Below are 22,592 nucleotides of genomic sequence, written 5' to 3'. Positions count from 1 at the left end.
AGCGGAAGGCCATGCTTTTAAAGCTGATTGAAGACCCTGCCTATGTGCCGATGAAATTAAAGGAGATCGCCATACTCCTTGACGTTCCAAAGGAGCAGAGAGAAGAGTTAAAAGAAGTGCTTGATGCTCTGCTTTCCGAAGGAAAGATCGGCATATCACAAAAGGGCAAATATGGAAAACCGGAGCTTGGGTCTGTGGCAGGTATTTTTTGCGGGCATCCCAAAGGCTTTGGATTTGTTTCGGTAGAAGGAATGGATCAGGATGTATTTATTCCGGAGGAAAAAACAGGAGGCGCTCTTCACGGAGACACGGTGCTTATATCTGCAGAATCAAAACCTGGCAACGGGAAAAGAGCCGAAGGCCATGTGGTCAAGGTATTGGTACACGCCAATGAAGAGATCATCGGCTTCTACCAAAAAAATAAGAATTTCGGATTTGTGATCCCGGATAACCAGAAGCTTTCAAAGGACGTGTTTGTGCCTCAGGGAAAAGATATGGGGGCAGTCAACGGCCATAAAGTTGTGGTGAGAGTCACCGATTTCGGCGGACCGGGACGTAAGCCGGAGGGCATTATTACGGAAATATTAGGACATGTCAATGACCCCGGAACAGATATTTTATCCATTGTCCGTGCCTATGGACTGGCGGAAGAATTTCCGGACAGCGTCATGAAGCAGGTGGCTGCAGTTCCTGACCATGTGGATGGAAAGGACATGCAGGGACGGCTGGATCTGCGTGATTTACAGACGGTTACCATTGATGGGGAAGATGCCAAGGATCTTGATGATGCCATTACCATAACAAAGAAAGGCAGCGTCTATACATTGGGAGTCCATATTGCCGATGTGACCAATTACGTGACGGAATACAGTCCCCTTGATGAAGAGGCGTTAAAGCGGGGGACCAGTGTGTACCTTGTAGACAGGGTCATTCCCATGCTGCCTCATAAACTGTCAAATGGAATCTGCTCCTTAAACCAGGGAGAAGACCGTCTGGCACTCAGCTGCATCATGGACATTGATGAAACAGGAGATGTCATTGGTCACAGAATCGCAGAAACTGTGATCAATGTGGACCGCAGAATGACCTACACCGCAGTGAATGCAATTGTAACGGACCGGGATGAAGCGGTAATGAAAGAATATGAAGCATTTGTTCCTATGTTTTTACAGATGAAAGAGCTGGCGGATATTCTTCGGGAGAAAAGGAAGAAAAGAGGGTCCATTGACTTTGATTTCCCGGAGACAAAAGTCATTCTCGATGAACGGGGAAAACCACTGGAAATCAGACCTTATGACCGTAATGCCGCAACAAAGATCATTGAAGATTTTATGCTGATGGCCAATGAGACCGTGGCGGAAGACTACTTCTGGCAGGAAATTCCGTTCCTGTACCGGACCCATGACAACCCGGACCCGGAAAAAATGAAGAGCCTGGCGACCCTGATCAATAACTTTGGTTATTCCATCCGGTTACACAACGGGGATGTGTATCCCAAAGAGGTTCAAAAGCTCCTTGCCAATGCGGAGGATACGCCGGAAGAGGCTTTGATCAGCCGTTTGGCTCTCCGGTCCATGAAGCAGGCAAAATATACCGTGACAAATACCGGACATTTCGGACTGGCTGCCAAGTATTATACGCATTTTACGTCTCCCATCCGAAGATATCCGGATCTGCAGATCCACCGGATCATCAAAGAGAATTTAAGAGCCGGCTTAAGCGATAAGAGGATCAGCCACTATGATAAGATTTTAGGTCAGGTGTCCGTTCAGTGTTCTGCGATGGAGAGAAGAGCGGATGAGGCAGAAAGAGAAACGATTAAGCTTAAAAAATGCGAATATATGTCGAAATATATTGGAGAAGCCTTTGATGGAGTGATCTCCGGTGTGACAAACTGGGGACTTTATGTGGAGCTTCCCAATACGGTGGAAGGTCTGATCCATATCAATCAGCTTCAGGACGATTATTATATTTTTGATGAAGAGCACTATGAGCTGGTGGGAGAGATGACAAGAAAGACTTATAAGCTGGGACAGCCTATCCGGGTCATTGTTGAGAATACGGATAAGCTTTTGCGTACCATCGACTTTGTTCCGGCAAAGGATTTTGAGTAACGATCAGATTCAACCAGTAAAATTCTTTGGATGGAAAAATGGGATTTGATCTTGGGTTCTACAGGATTAAGTCCCTCATTCTTTTATCCCTGTTTTTTTCTTCCATTAAATTTAACTCCAGAAGGAGGTTTTCTATGGCAATTGTCGTAAAAAAGTTAGTAAAAAATGCATATTTCTTATATAAGATGGAATTGGTTGCCGGAAGGAATGGAATGAATAACCTGGTGCAATGGGTTCATATCATTGAAGATGATGCGGTCAGCCCCTTTCTCCATGGTTACGAACTGGTATTTACAGCCGGAATTTTAAACAAATCCGAGCACTGGCTTTTGGATTTTGCAAAAAAGCTGAATGCCTCCGGGGTCAGTGCGTTTGTTGTAAATCTGGGACCTCATACAAAAGAAATTCCAAAAGAAGTAGCAGATTACTGCGATGAAGTCAATATGCCGTTGTTTACCATACCCTGGGAGACGCGGATGGTGGATATGACCAGAGATTTCTGCCGCCGGATTATGGTAAATGACAACGTGGAAAACAGTATGGCAACCACCATTAAGAATATCATATTTAACGTTGGTGATCTGGAATCTCAGATTTTGCAGATGGAGCGTAACGGCTATAAAAGAAGTGACACATTTTGCTTTATCAGCCTGATGACCGGTCGGAATGGAAGTCCGGATTCTGAAGAATATATGGATAAGTTTACCGTATATGCAGAAAAAACTGCCAGAAAAATCCATGAATTGTTTATTTCTTTCACGTATAAAGAGAATATGGTATTTGTACTGGTGGATTATACCGATGAGGAAATAGAAAGTTTTGTAAAGGACTTTTTAGAGTATGTGAAAAAAGAAAAATACGAAACCCTGATCCATCTGGGGATCAGCTCCAACCAGCCGGGGATCTATAATCAGGAACAGAACTTCCAACGATCCATAGCCGCCATGGAAATGGCGGAAAAGCGAAAGGAAATGGCCCTTTTTTATGACCATTTAGGTGTTTATAAAATCTTATATTCGGTAAAAGAAAAATCAGTATTAAGGAGTTTTTACGATGATACCATTGGGGGATTGGAGCATTATGACAGAGAAAATAAAACGGATCTGGTTTCCCTGTTAAAAACCTATCTGGAAAATAACGGAAGTCTTCAGCTGGTATCGGAAAAAATGTATATCCACCGGAATACAGTGACGAATCAATTAAAGAAAATCGAAATGATTACCGGTTTAAATCCCATGGAACTGGAAGACAAGGTGAAGTTATATTTAGGCTTTTATATCCAGGACATTATTTGATCTCAAGGCAGAATGTCTGTGCAACTGCACAAATATCTTTGTTCACTTGTTGGTTGCCATCCCGGTTTGACTGTGCTTATAATACTACCATATCAAAAACAGAAGAAAATATATCGTAACATAACGAATGCAGCGACGATGCTACCATAGCCATCGGTCCGCTGCTTTTTTTGTAGGAGGAAAAGAACATGAAGGGTGAAGAGATTAAAAGCACATTATTGGAATACAACTTACAATCCTGGAGCAGGCAGAAAAACATTAATCCCATTCCGGTAGAGAAGGGAGAAGGGATTTACTTTTGGGATTACGAAGGAAACCGGTACAGTGATATGTCCTCCCAGCTTGTCAATATGAATCTTGGTTTTGGAAATCAGGCTATCAATCAGGCCATTAAGGATCAGGTAGACCGGTTTTGTTTCGTGGGACCGTCCTATGGGGCAGAGTCAAGAGCCCTTCTGGCAAAAAAAATCATTGATTTAATGCCCGATACCATGGGAAAAGTATTCTTTACCAACGCAGGAGCAGAATCCAATGAAAACGCCGTAAAAATTGCCAGAATGTTTACCGGTAAGAATAAAATCTTCAGCCGCTACAGGAGTTATCACGGTTCCTCCTTTGGAGCCGGCAACTTAACAGGAGAGCCGAGAAGATATGCTCTGGAGCCGGGAGTTCCTGGTTTTGTAAAGTTTTTTGACCCTTATGTTTACAGAGAAGCCGTTGAATTTGAGTCGGAGGAGGCGGCCTCCAAGTATTACCTGGCCAAATTGGAAGAACAGATTCAGTATGAAGGGCCAAACAGCATTGCCGCCATTGTAATGGAGACGATTACAGGGTCCAACGGGATCCTCATCCCGCCAAAAGGATATATGCCTGGGGTTCGGGCACTTTGCGATAAATATGGAATTTTGATGATATGCGATGAAGTGATGACCGGCTGGTGCCGAACCGGAAAAATGTTTGCCTTTGAACATTTTGATATCAAACCGGACATTGTAACGTTTGCCAAAGGTGTTACCTGCGGCTATGTTCCCCTTGGCGGAGTGGTGGTGAGCAAAGAGATTGCCGCATATTTCGATGATCACTTATTATCCTGCGGACTTACATACAGCGGCCACCCCTTATCCTGTGCAGCAGGAGTTGCCTGTGTCAATTATTATGAAGAAGCGGATATCTTAGGCAATGTAAATGAGGTCGGTCAGGTTTTGGGCGAAAAGCTGGAAGAAATGAAAATGAATCACCCATGTGTCGGTGATGTACGCTATATTGGTTTATTTTCAGCCATTGAACTTGTGAAAAGCAAAGAGACAAAGGAGGCTTTGGTGCCATACGGCAAGGATCCGGAAGGGATTATGGGGAAAATAACCGGACTTTTAAAACAACGGAAGTTCATGACTTATACCCATGAGAACATGATTTTAATTGCACCGCCACTGATCATTACAAAGGAGCAGCTGGAAGAAGAGCTGGAGAAGGTAGAAGAAGTGCTTACAATTGTTGACCGAGAGTTTTTATAATGGAAGGAAGGTGAGGGGAACTATGGCAGCTCAATTTACGTTACCGGGACGGACTATTTTTGGAGAAAAAGCATTAGAAAGCAGTGAAAATGCAATCAAGGGATTAGGAAAAAAGGCGTTTATCGTAACCGGAAAAATCGTGACAAAAATAGGGACCGTGTCTTTGCTTACCTGTTATCTTGACCGGTGGAATATCAGTTATAAGGTGTTTAACGACATAACAGGGGAACCGACCGATGAAATGATTCTTGCCGGAGTAAAGGCGTATCAAGAATCCGGATGTGATTTTTTGATTGGAATCGGCGGCGGAAGTCCCCTGGATAGTGCCAAAGCAATCGGTGCAATGGCAACGTTAAATGGAACCCTTGGAGATTATATGGGAGTGGAGTTAAAAGGAAATTTCCCGCCGCTGGTGCTGATACCCACAACTGCCGGGACCGGCTCAGAGACAACCAGGTTTACGGTGATAACGGATACCAAAAAAGGGGTGAAGATGCTGTTAAAAGGCGATGATTTACTTCCTGAGATCGCCATCATTGATCCGGAGTTTACGGTGACAGCGCCAAAAAGCATTACGGCAGCAACCGGGATGGATGCATTAACTCACGCGGTGGAATCTTATATCTCCAAAAAGGCAAATGTCCTGACCGATGTTTATGCTTTATCTGCAATTAAGCGTATCTTTCGGTATCTGCCTCTTGCTTATGAAGATGGAACTCATAAAAAAGCAAGAGAGGAGATGTCCATTGCCGCATTTGAAGCAGGTGTCTGTATCAATAATGCCTCAGTTACCCTTGTCCATGGAATGAGCCGGCCAATCGGAGCCTTATTTCATATCCCTCATGGCATCTCAAATGCCATGCTGATCACGGAATGTCTGTCTTATGTGGCGGATGGCTGTTACGGCAGATTTGCCGACATGGCAAGAGCCATCGGCGCAGCCACGGAAGAAACGGAGGAAAAAGAAGCGTGTGAAGCCTTTTTTAAAGCATTAAAAAAGCTTTGCATCCAATGTGAGATCCCCACCCTGAAAGATTATGGGATACAAAAAGAAGAATTTGAAACGGTTTCAGAGAAGATGGCAGAGGATGCCATGGCCAGCGGAAGTCCTTCCAATACAAGAAAAGAGATTTCCAAAGAAGATTTATTGAAAATTTACAGTAGATTGTTTTAAATCATGAAACTTCCTACCAACAGAAAGATACTTACAAGGGCGTAAGGCGAAAGCTTTACGCCCTTGTTTGCAGAAGGAGGACATTAATGGTGAACGTAGAGATCATAGACGAAGAATTTAAAGAAAGAGATGCATCACTCCCAAGAGAAACTGAAATAAAAATTGAAAATCTAAGTGTCAAATTCCCTGACAAAAACGGCGGTGAACCCATTGTGGCATTGTCTAATGTAAATTTGGAGATTAAGCAGGGAGAATTTATTTCTCTTCTGGGACCTTCCGGATGCGGAAAAACGACCTTGCTCCGAACCATTGCCGATTTACAGGAAAAGACGTCAGGAACCATTTCCGTTCGTGGCTTATCACCAAGAGAGATCCGCCTGCAAAAGAAATACGGAATCGTGTTCCAGTCACCGGTGCTTTATGAATGGAGAACGGTAAGAAGGAATGTTTGTATGCCCATGGAGCTTCTCGGTATGCAGAAGAAGGACCGGACGGCAAGAGTTACAAAAATGCTGGAGCTGGTAGGGCTAATGGAGTTCGGAGAAAAATACCCTCATGAGCTGAGCGGAGGGATGCAGCAGAGAGTAAATATTGCGAGAGCTTTGGCCATCCGTCCGGAGATTCTTTTGATGGATGAGCCGTTTTCCGCTTTGGATGAATTTACAAAAGAAAAGCTTCATGAGGACCTTTTACGCATTTGGCAGAAAACCAATAAAACCATCCTTTTTGTTACCCATAACATTCAGGAAGCCGTGTATCTGTCAGACCGGGTGGTAGTGCTTTCCCCTCATCCGGGCCGCGTATCCGCCGTGGTGGACATTGATCTTCCAAGACCAAGACCCATTGAGATGAAGGAGACCCAGGAATTTAACGCTTTGGTATCCAAGGTAAGAAACAGCTTTGAGGGGGTATGAGTATGATTTCAGTCAAAAAAATACTATCTTCCAAGTACATGGTAACCATTGTGTGGGTGATCGGCCTTATAATCCTTTGGGAGACAGGGGCCACCATAATAGAAGGAACGAAACGCTCACCGGAGAATGTGCTGCCTCACCTGTATCAGATTTTGGGATCTGTATTTGAAACCAATAAGGTAAACGGGACCCAGACCGCATTTGAAATGGTACTTGGCAATGCGGGTATTACCTTTCTCCGGGCAGGAATCGGCTTTGTCATTGGAGCGGGAGTCGGATTTTTACTGGCACTTTTCATGAACTTGTTTTTACCGGTTGAAAAGATCCTGTTTCCTTATCTGATGATGATACAGATGATTCCTATCCTTGGTATGGCGCCCATCGTTCTTGCCATTACAAAAGACATTAACAAAAGCCGGATCATCATAGCTGCAATCCTGACCTTTTATCCGGTCGCCACTAACACGCTGGCCGGTTTTAAATCCGTTTCCAAGGAAAAGCATGAGCTGATGTATTCCCTGGCGGCCAGTAAATACCAGGTATACCAAAAGTTATTGATTCCGTCTGCTCTGCCGTATTTTTTTACCGGTTTAAAAATATCGGCACCCATGGCGATCACAGCGGCGATTCTTGTTGATACCTTGCAGGGAGGAGCCGGACTTGGGACCGCGCTTTCCCAATCCTTAAAGCATGCCACTACCATTTATATTTTTTGGCAGATTGTATTTTTAAGCGCAATCGTTGGAATTTTAAGCTTTTATTTTATGGTCTTATTGGAACGGACCATATCCCCGTATAAGAAAAGGAAAAAATAGTAGAAGGAGAGGACATGAAGAAAAAAAGATATTTCAGATGGGAGAAACAGTCTGCCGCCACAGTCCTTTATCCGGTGCTGTTTGGCATCCTTTTGCTGGTACTATGGCAGACACAGCTTTTGCATAAGATGCTGGGAGCGGATACATTTGCACTTCCTCTTCCCGGACGGATTCTCAGGATCATTTTAGATAACGGGCCTGCGATTCTAAAAAATGTAAAGGCAACCGTACTGGTGGCAACCGGAGGGCTGCTCTGCGGTTCTGTATTCGGATACCTTTTGGGCATCGTTGCAACCGTCTTTCCCAAATGGGGTGCCGGAGGTTTAAGCATTGCATCTGCTGTCAGTGCGGTTCCAATCATAGCCATTGCCCCTATTTTAAATAACCTGACAAAGGATTTCAGCGATGATGCCAATGTAAGAAGTATGCTGGCTAAGACCCTTGTGGTTACAATAACCTGTACGGTATCCATGAGCATCAATGCTTACAGAGGGTTAAATGAATTAAAGCCGTTTTCCCTGGATTTGATGAACAGTTATGCGGCAGGCAAGAAAACGGTCTTTTTAAAACTGAGGATTCCCAACAGCGTACCCTATATATTTGTTGCTTTAAGAGTCAGTGTACCTGCAAGCATCATCAGTGCCCTGGTCAGTGAGTATTTTGCCGAGTTTATTATAGGAGTGGGAAGGCAGATCCGGGAAAATATCGTGCTTGCCCAGTATGCAACTGCCTGGGCGTACATTGTAGTCGCCTGTGCAATCGGAATCATCATGTATGGATTTTTACTTCTGGCAGAAGGCATCCTGCTGAAGGGAAGAAAATAGACAACAACTTTTATTTGAGGAGGAAACATTTATGAAAAGACGAACAGGAAAAGTAACCGCAGCAGCATTGACCCTTGCACTTACCACCGCCGCATTATCGGGGTGTTCGGGTGCACCGGAGAAAGAGACAACTCAGGCAGCGGCAGTTGAGAGTACGACAGGCAAAGAAAACGGCACCACACAGGCAGAGAATACAGGAAAATATTATTCTGCCGATGCCACACCGGAAGAGATCGTTGTGGATGCCGCCAGCAAAGGTAAGGTAGGCAACTGGGGGCTTGGCAATGAGTATGAGGTTCAGGCTCTTTTGACCAAATACGGTCAGAGCACCGATTTTTTAAGTCAGGCATTTGACATGGATGGCTTTGATGATGACTCCATTCTTCTGGCTTCTGCCATGACCTATAACGAGCTTGGCTTGATAAAGAACAGTTACAAAGGCGGTTATTCCTATGGAGATTCTGTAAAGTACATTGATATGAATGACGAAGGCGTAGCAATGCTTGAGGATAATATCTTTACCACAAAGGAATTTGCAGAGGCAAATCCAAACACAGTCAAAGCATTTGTACGGGCATCCATGAAAGGCTGGGAATATGCCTGTGCAAATCCTGAGGAAGCCGCTGAGATCGTATTCAATGCAGGTTCTTCCGTATCCAGTGAGCATCAGGCTTATATGGCAGAAGAGGTTAAGAAATTGGTGGAAACAGATACAAAGGGCAATCAAGTCGCAGACCTTGGAAAACTGGATGATGAAGCACTGCAGCAGACCCTTGATCTGGCCAAAAAATACATCAAATTAGATGACAGTGCCGCAGCAGAAAAATTACAGACATTAACCCTGGATGATTTCCGGGATGCATCTTACTGGACCGATGCAATGAGTGATGTACCACTGGGGGCACCGGAAAAAACAGATGTATCCATTCAGTTAAAATGGCTGCCTCAGGCCCAGTTCATGGGATATTATGTGGCAGAGGCAAAAGGTTATTATAAGGATGCCGGTTTAAATGTAACCATTACACCAGGCGGCGGTGATATCGGAGAAACGACTGCCGTTAATTCCGGTCAGGTAGATTTTGGCGTGACCTGGGATGCAAACCTGATTGCGGCAAATGCCGGAGGCATGAATTTGATCGCAGTATCACAGGTTTACCAGAGATCAGGATTGGTGCTTGTATATAAGATAAACGAATAAAGTACCGTTTAAGAACGGGAAAGCCACCAGATGGATGCAGAAATCGCGGGTGCCGTCGGCACCCCAAGTCTGTTACGAGGAGGAAGGACCATGGATTTATTGATTAAGAATGGAACGATTGTTTCGGCAGAGGAAACATTTGTAGGCGATATTGGAGTAAAAGACGGGAAAATCTTATGCATTGGAAGGGATTTATCGGTTGAGGCAAAAAAGGTAGTAGATGCCTCCGGAAAGCTGGTTTTACCTGGAGCAATTGACGTACATACCCATTTGGCAATGCCTTTTGGCGGTACGGTTTCCGCAGACGGCTATTTATCTGGAACAAGAGCAGGGGCGTGCGGCGGTGTGACCACAGTATTTGATTATCCCATTCAAAGAAAGGGAAAGGGAATCATAGAAACCGTTCAGGAACGGAAGGAAATGTGTGATCCGGAAGCCTGTATCGATTATGCATTTCACTGCTGTATCACGGATCTGAATGAAGGTGCCATTTTAGATGAATTTAAAGCGGCTGTGGATTATGGCATCACCAGCTTTAAATGCTTCCTGGTCTACAAAAAAGAAGGTATGATGGTGGATGACGGGACCCTGGTCCGAATACTGAAAAAAGCAAAGGAAGCAGGAGCCATCACAAATATCCATGCGGAAAATCCGGATGTCATTGATTTAAATATCGAGCAGTTTAAGGCAGAAGGAAAAACCTCCGCCTGGTACCACTACTTGAGCAGACCGGAATATGTGGAAGCGGAGGCTGACAAACGGGCGGTGCATTGGGCAAAATCCGTAAACGCACCTCTCTACATCGTGCATATGGCGGATAAGGAAGGGCTGGAAGCAGCGGTCGCCGCAAAGAGAGACGGCTATCCGGTTTATATTGAAACCTGCCCGCAGTATTTGGAATTTACCTGTGATGTGTACAAAAGAGAGGACGGCAGAAACTTTGTATGTTCCCCTCCGATGAAGGATCAGGAGAGCCAGGATGCACTCTGGAAGGCAATTGCGGACGGAAGCATTGATACGGTGGCAACGGATCACTGCCCGTTCCAGAGCTATGAAAAGGATTGGGGAAAGGATGATTTTACAAAAATCCCTAACGGCTGTGCAGGAATCGAGAATCTGTATCCTTATATGTTATCCAAAGCCAATGAAGGAAAAATAAGCTTCAATCGTGCGGTGGAGCTTTGCGCCACGAATCCGGCGAAAATCTTTGGCTGCAGCCAGAAGGGGTCCTTAACGGTTGGAAAAGATGCGGATATCGTGATCTATGACAGAGATAAAGAGGTGACCATTTCCGTGGACAACATGCATTCCGATTATGACCACACCATATGGGAGGGTATTCAAGTGCATGGGTATCCGGTTCAGACTTATGTGAGAGGGGCACTGGTATATGATCATGGGGAATTTGTAGGAACTCCGGGGTATGGGACCTTTGTAAAGCGGGAACCTCAAAAATATGGTTTGGAGTGATAGAATGAATAATTTATTATACAAGGAAACTTCTCTTTTAGAGGAAGCCGGCGGGTGCCTTTTGTGCAATGACGCCCCCTGTGCCAAGGCATGTCCTAATGGGCTGGAAACAGACAAAATCATACGGTGCTTCCGTTTTGAGAACAAGTCCGGTGCCGTAAACCGCCTGCCCAAAGAACTGCCCTGTCAAAGCTGTGAGGATAAGCCTTGTCTGTCGGCCTGTTTAAAGGGAAGGATTAATACACCGGTACCGATCCCGGATATGTTTGAAAAACTTTCTTCTTATATAAAAGCGGAGAAGAAGAACGTGGATTTATCCATAGATTTCTGCGGGATTCCATGTGAAAATCCTTTCTTTCTATCCTCTTCCGTAGTGGGAAGCAATTATGAAATGGTAGCAAAGGCCTTTGACATGGGCTGGGCCGGTGTTGCCTTTAAGACCATTGGTGTGTTTGTCCCTGAGGAAGTCTCTCCCAGATTTGATGCTCTGAAAAAAGAAGCCCTTCCTTTTGTGGGATTTAAAAATATAGAACAGATATCAGATCATACGCTGGAGGAAAACCTTGCGTTTATCAGAGATTTAAAAAGAGATTATCCCACCAAAATATTCGTTGCTTCGATTATGGGCCAGACAGAGGAAGAGTGGACCTATCTTGCGCAGGTGGTAACGGAAGCTGGTGCGGATATCATCGAGTGTAATTTTTCCTGTCCTCATATGGCTGCCGATGGATTAGGCTCTGATGTAGGCCAGAATCCCGAGCTGGTTTCTGCTTATACAAAAGCAGTGAAAAAAGGGACTCATCTCCCGGTTCTGGCAAAAATGACACCCAATATCGGAAATATGGAAATACCGGCCCTTGCAGCAGTCCAGGCAGGTGCAGACGGCATTGCAGCCATCAATACTATAAAGAGTATTATGAATGTGGATTTGGACACCTTTGTCTCCGGTCCTGTTGTGAAAGGCAAAACCAGTGTGGGAGGCTATTCCGGGAAAGCAGTAAAACCCATTGCGCTTCGTTTTATCCACGCCATGAAAAGTCATCCGGAACTGGCGGGTGTTCCCATCAGCGGAATGGGCGGAATCGAAACCTGGAGAGATGCCTTTGAGTTTATGGCGCTTGGCTGTGAAAACATACAGGTTACGACCTCAGTCATGCAATACGGCTACCGGGTGATCGAGGATATGATCGAAGGAATGGAATATTATTTAAGCTCCCGCGGTTATCACAGCGTAAGGGAAATCGTAGGGAAAGCACTGGACCACACCATACCGGCGGATGAACTGGAACGGGATTCCATCTGTTATCCTAAATTTGACCGGAAAAAATGTGTGGGCTGCGGAAGATGCTATCTATCCTGCTACGACGGTGGGCATCAGGCGCTGAAACAGGCAGAAGATACAAAGAAACCGGTAATGGACGCTAAAAAATGCGTTGGCTGTCATCTTTGCGCATTGGTGTGTCCGGTAGACGCTATTTCCGCAGGCACCAGGGTAAAAAAGAACCTAATAGGAGGGAAATGACATGATACAGTGCAATTATGAAAGAATGGAAGACAAGATAAAAACCTTCAGCCAATTTGGGGATACAGGAAAAGGGGGAATTACAAGGTTCTCCTTATCAAAGGAAGCGTTAGCCGCAAGAAAGGAATTTGTAACGCGCATGGAGGCACTGGGGGCCACCGTCGTAACGGACGATATGGCAAATATCTATGCAACCATTGCCGGAACTGAAGATCTGCCTGCCATTGTCTCAGGTTCCCATATAGATTCTGTGCGGCAGGGGGGGAACTATGATGGGATTTTAGGTGTCTTGACCGCAATGGAAGTGGCGGAGACCATTGTAAAAGAAAAAATACCGCACAGGCATCCCATTACGGTCATGGTCTGGACCAATGAAGAAGGCGCCAGATTTGAACCCGCAATGATGTCTTCCGGCGTTATTTGCGGAAAGTTCGACAAGGAGGCTATGCTAAATTCAGAGGCAAAAGACATTCCCGGATATACGTTTGGAGAGGCTTTGGAGGAAAGCGGTTATAAGGGAAAGGAAGAAAACCGCCTGGACCCATTGAAAACAAAGGCACTGGTGGAGCTTCATATTGAACAGGGGCCGGTACTGGAGGCGGAAGGGATTGATATTGGAGTTGTAGAAGGTGTTTGCGGTATGATCAATTACGAATTTACCTTTAAAGGGCAGGCAGGTCATGCAGGAACGACCCCCATGAAATACCGCAAGGATGCACTCTATGCAGCGGTAAAGACCATTCAGTACCTTCACGATGAGTTAGACCAGCTGGACAGCAAGCTGGTTTATACCACAGGTAAAATCTCTGCCCATCCAAACATTCATACCATAATACCAGATGAAGTAAAAATCACCCTGGATGCCAGACATCAGGACCCTAAAGTGATCAAACAGGTACTTGAAGTGATTAAGCGGATTCCAGGTGTTGTGGAGCAATGCAAGGTCAGCTATGAGGAAGCATGGTCGCGCAAGACCGTAGGCTTTACAACCGAACTGGTTGATTATGTGGAAAAAAGTGCACAGGAATGCGGTTATTCCAATCGGAGGATCTACAGCGGTCCGGGCCATGATGCCCAGTTCGCCATTGATCTGGTTCCTGCGACCATGATATTTGTGCCAAGCGTAGGCGGACACAGCCATTGCGAAATTGAATATACGCCGGTGGAAAACTGTTTAAAAGGAGCCAACGTTCTTTTAAACACGATTCTGCATATCGACAAACATTAGTAAAAGATCCTCCCGCATCCATGTGGAAAAAAACATGGGGCCGGGAGGATCTTTTATTATGAAAGGATTTGTCCGTTAGACCTTTACTAAAAATGGACAATGTAGTATCATAAATGAAACGTAATGACGGAGGTTAATAGATTTGGGAGAGAAATTTAAGCTCATTGCCAACAACAAAAAGGCATATCATGAGTATTTTATTGATGAAAAATATGAGGCAGGCATAGAACTTGCGGGAACGGAAGTGAAATCCATCCGCATGGGAAAGTGCAATGTCAAAGAATCTTTTGTAAGGATTGAAAAAGGGGAGGTTTATGTTTATGGAATGAATATCAGCCCCTATGAAAAAGGAAATATCTTTAATAAAGATCCTTTACGCATCAGAAAGCTTTTGCTTCATCGGTCGGAGATTGGGAAGCTTGAGGCTAAGATCGCCCAGAAAGGATACACGCTGGTACCTCTTCAGGTATATTTTAAGGGAAGTCTGGTAAAGGTGGAGATTGGTCTAGCCAGAGGTAAAAAACTCTATGATAAGAGAGAGGACATTGCCAAGAAGGATCAGAAAAGAGAACTGGAACGGGAATTTAAGGTGCGTAATTTATAATTGCAGACAGACCGTAGTTTCAGCAACATAAAAACCGCAGAAATTTAGGGGAGGGGAAGCGGATGGCACTATATGATTATGTAGGGGCATTAAGAAGGGGACGAAAGCAGTATCAGGCTTCTGTGGCAAAGGGAGAGTATCCGTATCTTCCGGTTCTTGATGATGTTTTGTCTTATACCGATATTGTTTCGGAAGTGAATCTGGGGATCATGGACATCCCTTTGGAAAAGATCGTAGGCACAAAGACCGAGGGGCGGACCAATGCCTTTGCCAATAATTTTATGCCCCTTTTATCTGAAAAATCAGAGTTTGGAGCGAAGTGGGCTTATCTTTATGATCATCAGATCCAGGAGGGCATTCATGACCCCATTGTGGTCTATGAATTCATGAACCAGTATTATGTTCAGGAGGGCAACAAACGTGTCAGCGTGTTAAAGTATGTAGACGCGTTCAGCATTGCCGCTTCTGTCATACGTCTGATTCCAAGAAGGACCGATGATTTAAATAACCGGCTGTATTATGAGTTCCTGGATTTTTACCAGGTATCCTATAACTGTGATATCTGGTTCAGCAAAGAGGGCAGCTATGACAGGCTTATAAAAGCCATGAACAAGAATCCCGGCGAACAATGGAACGAGGAAGAACGGCTGGTTTTTAAATCGGCATACGACCGTTTTTCCAAGGCGTTTCATGCATTTGGCGGTGATGACTATGACATGACCTGTTCGGATGCTTTCCTTATTTATGTGGAATTGTTTGGCTATCCCACCGTAAAGGACCGGGTCGAGAGACAGATGAAAAGGGATTTAGTGAAAATAAAGGATGAGCTTCTGCTTGCGTCCAGAGGAAATAAGATCGCTTTGCTGGAACAGCCGGAAGAGGTTGAGGATATGGCAGAGAGCGGTCCTATGAAGATCATCAACTGGCTCCTCCCGGTTCAGATCATTGATCCCCAGATGCTTAAAATTGCTTTTATCCATGCAAAGACTGCAGAAACCTCAAGCTGGACCTATGGGCATGAGCTGGGGAGAATGCATTTGGAGCAGGCTTTTGAAGGGACCATGAAAACCATGGCATTTTTCCACGCGGATTCCGACGAAGAGACGGCAGACGCACTGGAGGAGGCACTGGCGGCCGGCTGCAACATGATATTTACAACCGCTTCAACGATGATTAACCAATCGGTAAAGACCGCCATCGACCATCCGGAGGTGAAGATCTTTAACTGTTCTGTCAATATGTCTTATTCCTCTATCTGTACATATTACGGCAGAATGTATGAATCCAAATTTCTGATGGGGGCACTGGCTGCTTCCATGTCAAAGGATGATAAGCTGGGATATATTGCCAACTACCCCATTTACGGCACCATAGCCAACATCAATGCGTTTGCCTTAGGGGCCAAGATGATCAATCCCTATGCAAAGGTGCATTTAGAATGGTCCAGGGTCAAAGAACGGGACGCTCATGCAGAGCTTGAGAAGGAAGGGATCACCTTTATTTCCGGTGACGATATGATCACACCCAGTATGCCCACAAGAGAATACGGGCTTCATCAGAAGCTCCCCGATGGTACTCTTAAAAATCTGGCGACTCCCATCTGCCACTGGGGAAAGTTCTATGAAAGGCTGGTTAATATTACCTGTCATGGAGCCTCCGACAGAAAAGAGCTGAAAGGCAAGCAGGCGATAAATTACTGGTGGGGGATGTCCGCCGATGTAATTGATGTGATCTGTTCCAACAATCTGCCCCATGGGACCCAGCGTCTGCTTAACTTTTTAAAGAATTCCATTCGGGCAGGCAGTTTCCAGCCGTTTGTGGGAATCATTTATTCTCAGGATGGAAAGACCCGGTGTGAGGAAGACGAAAGTCTCACTCCAGAAGAAATTACCACAATGAACTGGCTGGCAGAGAATGTAGTTGGCAGGATACCGGACTTCGAGGAACTGACGGAGGAGGCCAGGTCCCTGGTCCGGCTCCAGGGCCAGACGATCTACGAGAATACGGATATGGAGGAACAGGTGCGTGAAGATTCTGGTATTGGCTGACCAAGAGTCAAAGTCGCTCTATGAATACTTTACACCGGAAAAAATAAAAGACATAGACTTGATTATTTCCTGTGGAGATTTAAGAGCAGAATATTTATCCTTTTTTGCAACCTTTTCCCGCGCTCCTGTGTTCTATGTCCATGGAAACCATGACTGCCAATATAAGGAATGTCCGCCGGAGGGCTGTATCTGCATTGAGGATAACATTGTGACATACAAAGGGATTCGGATTATGGGGCTGGGAGGTTCCATGGAATATATACCGGATGCTCCCTATCAATTTACGGAACGGAAGATGGAACAGAGAATCCGTCGTATGTGGTGGAAGATTAAAAAGAATAAGGGGTTTGATATTTTAGTCACTCACGCTCCGGCCTATCAGTTAAATGATCTGCCCGATCTTCCGCATAAGGGGTTTTCCTGTTTTCGGGATCTGCTGGATAAGTATAGCCCCCGGTATTTCCTGCATGGGCATGTTCATGCCAATTATGGGAGTTCTTTTAAGAGGATCGACCAATACGGAGATACAACTGTAGTCAATGGGTATGAATATTGGATAATTGAATACCCGGCATGTCTCTGATATAACTTTAGATTATAATACACATTCCTTTTATTTAATTGACAAATAGAAGTTCGGTTGCTATGATTAAAATCACTATATAAAAAGGCAGGGATAAGGATGGAAAGAATCGTATTATCATTGTTGGTTGATAACACCTCCGGCGTTTTAAGCCGTGTGGCAGGCCTGTTCAGCCGCCGCGGTTATAATATAGAAAGCCTGACGGTAGGTGTGACTGCGGATGAGAGATATTCGAGAATGACAGTAGTGTCCATCGGAGATCAGGAAATCTTAGACCAGATCGAAAATCAGCTTAGGAAATTGGAAGATGTAAGGGATATTAAAGAACTGAAACCAGGATGTTCCGTATTTAGAGAGCTTATTTTGGTCAAAGTGCGTGCCAACTCCGGGGAACGCCAGGCGGTAAGCGCCATTGCTGATATTTTCAGAGCCACCATTGTTGATGTAGGCAAAGATTCTTTGACCGTCATGCTGACCGGTGATCAGTCTAAGCTTGACGCTCTGATTAACCTGCTTGAAGATTATGAGATTTTGGAACTTGCCAGGACTGGTTTGACCGGTTTATCCAGAGGGTCCGGCGACATCCGTTATCTGCCATAATGCAATTTGCTAGCTAGAGGTATTGCCAAAGACGGACAGAGAGTCGTCGGCATGGTTCCTTTAACAAAATATATTACGAGTCAATCTATGAGGAGGAAATAAAAGATGGCAAAGATTTACTATCAGGAAGACTGCAATTTATCCTTACTGGAGGGTAAGACCATTGCAGTGATTGGATACGGCAGCCAGGGTCATGCTCATGCGCTTAATTTAAAGGAGTCCGGATGTGATGTCATTGTGGGACTTTATGAGGGAAGCAGTTCCTGGGCAAAGGCTGAGGCACAGGGATTAACCGTTTATTCCGCAGCAGATGCTGCAAAGAAAGCTGATATCATCATGATCCTCATCAACGATGAGAAACAGGCGGCTCTTTACAAGGAATCCATCGAGCCTAATTTAAAGGATGGCGACATGCTTATGTTCGCTCATGGTTTTGCGGTTCATTTTGGACAGATTGTTCCTCCAAAGAATGTTGATGTTACCATGATCGCACCAAAGGCTCCTGGTCATACCGTACGTAACGAATATCTGGTAGGCAGAGGAACGCCATGTCTGGTTGCTGTTCACCAGGATTATTCAGGCAAGGCAAAGGACAAGGCTCTCGCTTATGCATTGGCACTGGGCGGCGCAAGAGCAGGTGTTCTTGAGACTACCTTTAAAGATGAGACAGAGACAGATCTTTTCGGCGAGCAGGCTGTATTATGCGGCGGTGTATGTGCTCTTATGAAAGCCGGATTTGAAACATTGGTGGAAGCTGGATATGCTCCTGAGAATGCATACTTTGAGTGTATTCATGAGATGAAGCTGATTGTCGATCTGATCTTTGAAAGCGGATTTGCCGGAATGAGATACTCCATTTCCAATACGGCTGAGTTCGGCGATTACATTACCGGACCGAAGATCATCACAGACGATACAAAGAAAGCCATGAAGCAGGTACTTACGGATATCCAGGACGGAACCTTTGCAAAGAACTGGTTATTAGAAAACCAGGTGAATGGTACTCACTTCTATGCCATGAGAAACAAAGAAGCATCTCATAAGTTAGAGCAGGTAGGAGCAGAGCTCCGTAAGCTTTACAGCTGGAACGACGGCGGAAAATTAATTGATAACTAAGCTGCATTGCTGCAATTGCTGCACTTAAAAAGAACAGGAGACTGGAATGGGCTTTGCCTATCCGGGCCTCCTGTTCTTTTTGGGGTTTATTTGCCGTTCATACCGGCTTCCATTGCATCAAAAAAGTTCTCCATAGCCGTAGTCATTCCGTTTGAGTTATAAGCAAAGCCTACGGTTCTTTTATTGATCTCTTTTTTCAAAGGAATCAAAACAAGATCCCCCTGGTCCAGTTCTTTCTGAACAAAGTCCTTGATCACACATCCGATTCCCATACCGATTTTAGCAAATTCGATCAGCAAATCCATGGTAGTCACCTCCAGAAGCTGTTTGGGTACAATCTGGTTTTCGTTTAAATATTCGTCAATGTATTTTCTGGTCATATTGTTCTTATCCAAAAGCAGAATGTTCCCCGTCTGAAAAATGTCCGCATCCTGGCCTTCTCTTAAATAAAGGTTGTTGAGATAGGATTTTGTTGCGACAAAGGCATCCTGGATTTCCATCAACGGAGTAAATAAAAGGGGACGGCGGGTGGAAGGCTCTGCAATCAGACCCAGATCAATCCTATGCTGCTCCAGCATGGTGACCGTATGCGCTGTGGACTGGCTTTCAATGGTGATCTTAATATGAGGGTATTTCTCAATGAAGTTTTTTAAATAAGGAAGAAGAATATATTTGCACAGAGTATTGCTGACACCGATCCTCAAGTGGCCGATGTGAAATTCCTTAATGCGCTTTAATTCCTGCTCTCCCTGAAGCAGTGCTTCAAAGGCGGCTTCTGTATGATTATATAGAAGTTTTCCCTCATCCGTAAGCTGTACCCCTCTGGAGTTTCTGGTAAATAGGGAAACACCCAGATTTCCTTCCAGTTTACTGATGGACTTGCTGATGGCCGGCTGGCTGATAAACAGCTCTTTTGCCGCTTTTGAAATGTTACCGGCTTTTGCAACTTCAAAGAAAATCTTATATTGGGATAAGTTTTGTTCCATGGTTCGACATCCTCTCGTTTCATAACTAATTATTATATAAAATATTCGTATTATGTATTTCTATTATATCAATAAGTGTGCTAGAATGTAAAGCAGTAAAATGACAGAGGTTCATTTCAAGGAAATAACAGGAGGACGCAGACTATGGGAATGACGATGACCCAGAAAATTCTGGCAGCTCATGCGGGGCTTAGTGAAGTAAAGGCAGGACAGTTAATCGAAGCGGATTTAGACCTGGTTTTGGGAAATGATATTACATCACCGGTTGCAATCAAAGAGATGGAAAAATTTAATAAGGAAACAATTTTTGATAAAGATAAAATTGCCCTGGTGATGGACCATTTTATACCAAATAAAGACATAAAATCTGCGGAGAATTGCAAATGCTGCCGTGACTTTGCATGCAGTCATGAAATTACAAATTATTTCGACGTTGGACAAATGGGCATTGAACATGCGCTGCTTCCGGAAAAAGGACTGGTCGTTGCCGGGGATGTAGTCATCGGAGCAGATTCCCATACGTGTACCTACGGTGCACTGGGCGCATTTTCCACCGGAGTCGGAAGTACGGACATGGCAGCAGGGATGGTAACTGGAAAAGCCTGGTTTAAAGTACCCTCTGCCATTCAATTTAAACTGACCGGAAAACCTTCCAAATGGGTCAGCGGCAAAGATGTGATTCTTCATATCATCGGAATGATCGGAGTGGATGGTGCTCTTTATAAGTCCATGGAGTTTACCGGTGACGGAGTCAAAAATCTCACCATGGATGACCGTTTCACCATCTGCAACATGGCCATTGAAGCCGGCGGCAAGAATGGAATCTTTCCGGTGGATGAGTTGGCGGTCCAGTACATAAAGGAACACTCCAAACGTGATTTTAAGGTCTATGAAGCAGATGAAGATGCGGAATACGAAACGGTCTATACCATTGACTTGTCAAAGTTAGAGCCTACGGTTTCCTTCCCTCATCTTCCTGAAAATACCAGGACCTTCGGCGATTTTGACGAGGTAAAGGTGGATCAGGCGGTAATCGGCTCCTGTACCAACGGCCGGCTTGATGATATGCGCGTTGCAGCGGCCGTATTAAAGGGCCGTAAAGTTGCTAAAAATGTGCGCTGTATCGTGATTCCTGCAACCCAGGAAATTTATCTCCAATCCATGCGGGAAGGCCTTTTGGAAATCTTTATCGAAGCCGGGGCCATCGTGAGCACTCCAACCTGCGGCCCGTGTCTGGGCGGGTATATGGGAATCCTTGCAAAAGGGGAACGGTGTATATCCACCACCAACCGGAATTTTGTGGGACGTATGGGGCATGTGGAGTCAGAGGTTTATCTTGCAAGTCCTGCAGTAGCCGCAGCAAGTGCAGTCACCGGACGGATATCGGCGCCGGAAGAATTGGGATTATAGGAGGATATCAAAGATGAAGGCATGTGGATCTGTTTTTAAATATGGTGACAATGTGGATACGGATGTGATTATACCGGCAAGGTATTTGAATATTACAGATGGCGATGAACTGGCGAAGCACTGTATGGAAGATATTGATAAGGATTTTGTGAACCAGGTAAAAAAAGGAGATATCATCGTTGCCAATAAAAATTTTGGCTGCGGGTCTTCCAGGGAGCATGCTCCCTTAGTCATTCGGTGTGCGGGAGTCAGCTGCGTAATCGCTGAGACCTTTGCAAGGATCTTCTACCGCAATGCCATTAACATCGGACTTCCTATTATAGAGTGTCCGGAGGCGGCAAAAGCCATCAAAGCCGGTGATCAGGTTTCGGTGGATTTTGACAGCGGCATTATTACCAATCAATCGACAGGAGAGACTTTTGAAGGTCAGGCATTTCCTCCTTTTATGCAGGAGATCATTTCAGCCGGTGGGCTGTTCCCCTATATTAATAAGAAGAAATAGATGTAATTTCCATGGAAAAAGAGTCCGCAATTGTCAGATATTGTATCTGACAGCTGCGGACCCTTTGCTTTGGGCCATTGAAATTCCAAGAGAGCCGTATTATAATTAGAAAAAAATACAGGGAGTGGAATATTATGGTGAAGACAAATGCAATGCGTATGCTTGATAAAGCAGGCGTTCTCTATGAAACAAAGGAGTATGAAGTGGACGAACATGATTTATCCGGCAGTCATGCGGCCGATATGATGGGAGTGGATCATGGAAGTGTTTTCAAAACTCTTGTATTAAAAGGAGAAAAAACAGGATATCTGGTATGCTGTATTCCGGTGGATGGGGAACTTGACCTAAAAAAAGTGGCGAAAGCTGCCGGAGATAAAAAGGTGGAAATGATTCCTGTGAAAGATTTACAAAAAATTACCGGTTATATCCGCGGAGGCTGTTCCCCTGTCGGCATGAAAAAGCTTTATCCTACATTTGTCGATGAATCTGCCCTCAAATATCCTCAAATTGCGGTCAGCGGAGGGGTAAGAGGTCAGCAGATTACCCTTTCTCCTCAGAGTCTGGTGGATTATATTAAAGGCAAATTTACACAGCTGACTCAAGATTAGTTTACATAAATTAAAAAATAAGTGGACTGGCTTTTGCTGGAAAAATAAATAATTAACAGAAATGTAA

At 44.7% G+C, this 22,592-nt stretch carries 20 protein-coding genes; 19 read left to right on the top strand and 1 reads right to left on the bottom strand.

What is annotated here, in order from left to right:
• Window positions 1–11 precede the first annotated feature (11 nt).
• The 16 genes from rnr to ilvC all read left to right on the top strand — a co-directional run bounded on the left by rnr (window position 12) and on the right by ilvC (window position 19,019).
• Entirely contained in the window at window positions 12–2,114 is a 2,103-nt protein-coding gene (gene rnr, locus VIG27_RS09645; RefSeq protein ID WP_394527474.1) for a ribonuclease R, read from the top strand.
• Window positions 2,115–2,248: 134 nt separating this feature from the next.
• Window positions 2,249–3,409, top strand: a complete 1,161-nt coding sequence (locus VIG27_RS09640; protein WP_394522286.1) for a PucR family transcriptional regulator — start codon at window positions 2,249–2,251, stop codon at window positions 3,407–3,409.
• Between the two features lie 188 nt (window positions 3,410–3,597).
• The gene (locus tag VIG27_RS09635; protein ID WP_394522285.1) at window positions 3,598–4,923 is read left to right on the top strand and encodes an aminotransferase class III-fold pyridoxal phosphate-dependent enzyme; all 1,326 of its coding nucleotides are present in this window, start codon (window positions 3,598–3,600) and stop codon (window positions 4,921–4,923) included.
• Window positions 4,924–4,945: 22 nt separating this feature from the next.
• Window positions 4,946–6,097 (top strand): iron-containing alcohol dehydrogenase, encoded by a 1,152-nt coding sequence (locus tag VIG27_RS09630; RefSeq protein ID WP_394522284.1) that lies wholly within the window; start codon window positions 4,946–4,948, stop codon window positions 6,095–6,097.
• 86 nt (window positions 6,098–6,183) lie between these two features.
• Window positions 6,184–7,011 carry an ABC transporter ATP-binding protein gene (locus VIG27_RS09625; protein WP_394522283.1) on the top strand — a complete coding sequence of 276 codons (828 nt, stop codon included), beginning with the start codon at window positions 6,184–6,186 and terminating at the stop codon, window positions 7,009–7,011.
• 2 nt (window positions 7,012–7,013) lie between these two features.
• Window positions 7,014–7,826 (top strand): ABC transporter permease, encoded by an 813-nt coding sequence (locus tag VIG27_RS09620; protein WP_394522282.1) that lies wholly within the window; start codon window positions 7,014–7,016, stop codon window positions 7,824–7,826.
• A 14-nt stretch (window positions 7,827–7,840) separates the two neighbouring features.
• Window positions 7,841–8,650, top strand: coding sequence for an ABC transporter permease (locus VIG27_RS09615; protein ID WP_394522281.1), 810 nt, complete (start codon window positions 7,841–7,843; stop codon window positions 8,648–8,650).
• A 31-nt stretch (window positions 8,651–8,681) separates the two neighbouring features.
• Entirely contained in the window at window positions 8,682–9,848 is a 1,167-nt protein-coding gene (locus VIG27_RS09610; protein WP_394522280.1) for an ABC transporter substrate-binding protein, read from the top strand.
• A gap of 90 nt (window positions 9,849–9,938) precedes the next feature.
• Window positions 9,939–11,318 (top strand): dihydropyrimidinase, encoded by a 1,380-nt coding sequence (gene hydA, locus VIG27_RS09605; RefSeq protein ID WP_394522279.1) that lies wholly within the window; start codon window positions 9,939–9,941, stop codon window positions 11,316–11,318.
• A gap of 4 nt (window positions 11,319–11,322) precedes the next feature.
• Window positions 11,323–12,840, top strand: a complete 1,518-nt coding sequence (gene preA / locus VIG27_RS09600) for an NAD-dependent dihydropyrimidine dehydrogenase subunit PreA (RefSeq protein ID WP_394522278.1) — start codon at window positions 11,323–11,325, stop codon at window positions 12,838–12,840.
• A 1-nt stretch (window position 12,841) separates the two neighbouring features.
• Window positions 12,842–14,068, top strand: a complete 1,227-nt coding sequence (locus VIG27_RS09595; protein WP_394522277.1) for a Zn-dependent hydrolase — start codon at window positions 12,842–12,844, stop codon at window positions 14,066–14,068.
• A 142-nt stretch (window positions 14,069–14,210) separates the two neighbouring features.
• Window positions 14,211–14,672, top strand: coding sequence for an SsrA-binding protein SmpB (smpB, locus tag VIG27_RS09590; protein ID WP_394522276.1), 462 nt, complete (start codon window positions 14,211–14,213; stop codon window positions 14,670–14,672).
• Window positions 14,673–14,734: 62 nt separating this feature from the next.
• Window positions 14,735–16,720: a BMP family ABC transporter substrate-binding protein gene (locus tag VIG27_RS09585; protein ID WP_394522275.1), complete on the top strand. Its 1,986-nt coding sequence runs from the start codon at window positions 14,735–14,737 to the stop codon at window positions 16,718–16,720.
• Window positions 16,698–17,303, top strand: a complete 606-nt coding sequence (locus tag VIG27_RS09580; protein ID WP_394522273.1) for a metallophosphoesterase family protein — start codon at window positions 16,698–16,700, stop codon at window positions 17,301–17,303. Before VIG27_RS09585 ends, VIG27_RS09580 begins: the two co-directional genes overlap by 23 nt.
• A 99-nt stretch (window positions 17,304–17,402) precedes the next feature.
• Window positions 17,403–17,903: an acetolactate synthase small subunit gene (ilvN, locus tag VIG27_RS09575; RefSeq protein ID WP_394522272.1), complete on the top strand. Its 501-nt coding sequence runs from the start codon at window positions 17,403–17,405 to the stop codon at window positions 17,901–17,903.
• A 105-nt stretch (window positions 17,904–18,008) separates the two neighbouring features.
• The gene (gene ilvC, locus VIG27_RS09570; RefSeq protein WP_394522271.1) at window positions 18,009–19,019 is read left to right on the top strand and encodes a ketol-acid reductoisomerase; all 1,011 of its coding nucleotides are present in this window, start codon (window positions 18,009–18,011) and stop codon (window positions 19,017–19,019) included.
• An 86-nt stretch (window positions 19,020–19,105) separates the two neighbouring features.
• Here the strand turns inward: ilvC and VIG27_RS09565 are convergent, their stop codons facing one another.
• Window positions 19,106–20,005 (bottom strand): LysR family transcriptional regulator, encoded by a 900-nt coding sequence (locus VIG27_RS09565; protein ID WP_394522270.1) that lies wholly within the window; start codon window positions 20,003–20,005, stop codon window positions 19,106–19,108.
• A gap of 144 nt (window positions 20,006–20,149) precedes the next feature.
• Between VIG27_RS09565 and leuC the strand changes: the two genes are divergently transcribed.
• From leuC to ybaK, 3 genes are all read left to right on the top strand, one after another.
• The gene (gene leuC / locus VIG27_RS09560) at window positions 20,150–21,415 is read left to right on the top strand and encodes a 3-isopropylmalate dehydratase large subunit (RefSeq protein WP_394522269.1); all 1,266 of its coding nucleotides are present in this window, start codon (window positions 20,150–20,152) and stop codon (window positions 21,413–21,415) included.
• 13 nt (window positions 21,416–21,428) lie between these two features.
• The gene (gene leuD, locus VIG27_RS09555) at window positions 21,429–21,917 is read left to right on the top strand and encodes a 3-isopropylmalate dehydratase small subunit (protein WP_394522268.1); all 489 of its coding nucleotides are present in this window, start codon (window positions 21,429–21,431) and stop codon (window positions 21,915–21,917) included.
• A gap of 134 nt (window positions 21,918–22,051) precedes the next feature.
• Complete coding sequence (ybaK, locus tag VIG27_RS09550; protein ID WP_394522267.1) at window positions 22,052–22,525, top strand: Cys-tRNA(Pro) deacylase; 474 nt, start codon at window positions 22,052–22,054, stop codon at window positions 22,523–22,525.
• The last annotated feature ends 67 nt before the right edge of the window (window positions 22,526–22,592 follow it).

The sequence above is a fragment of the Lacrimispora sinapis genome (genome assembly GCF_043633585.1).
In the GTDB taxonomy this organism is placed as follows: Bacteria; Bacillota; Clostridia; order Lachnospirales; family Lachnospiraceae; genus Lacrimispora; species Lacrimispora sinapis.
The sequence above is the reverse complement of the archived record's forward strand: the minus strand, read 5'-3'. Positions and strand labels throughout refer to the sequence as shown.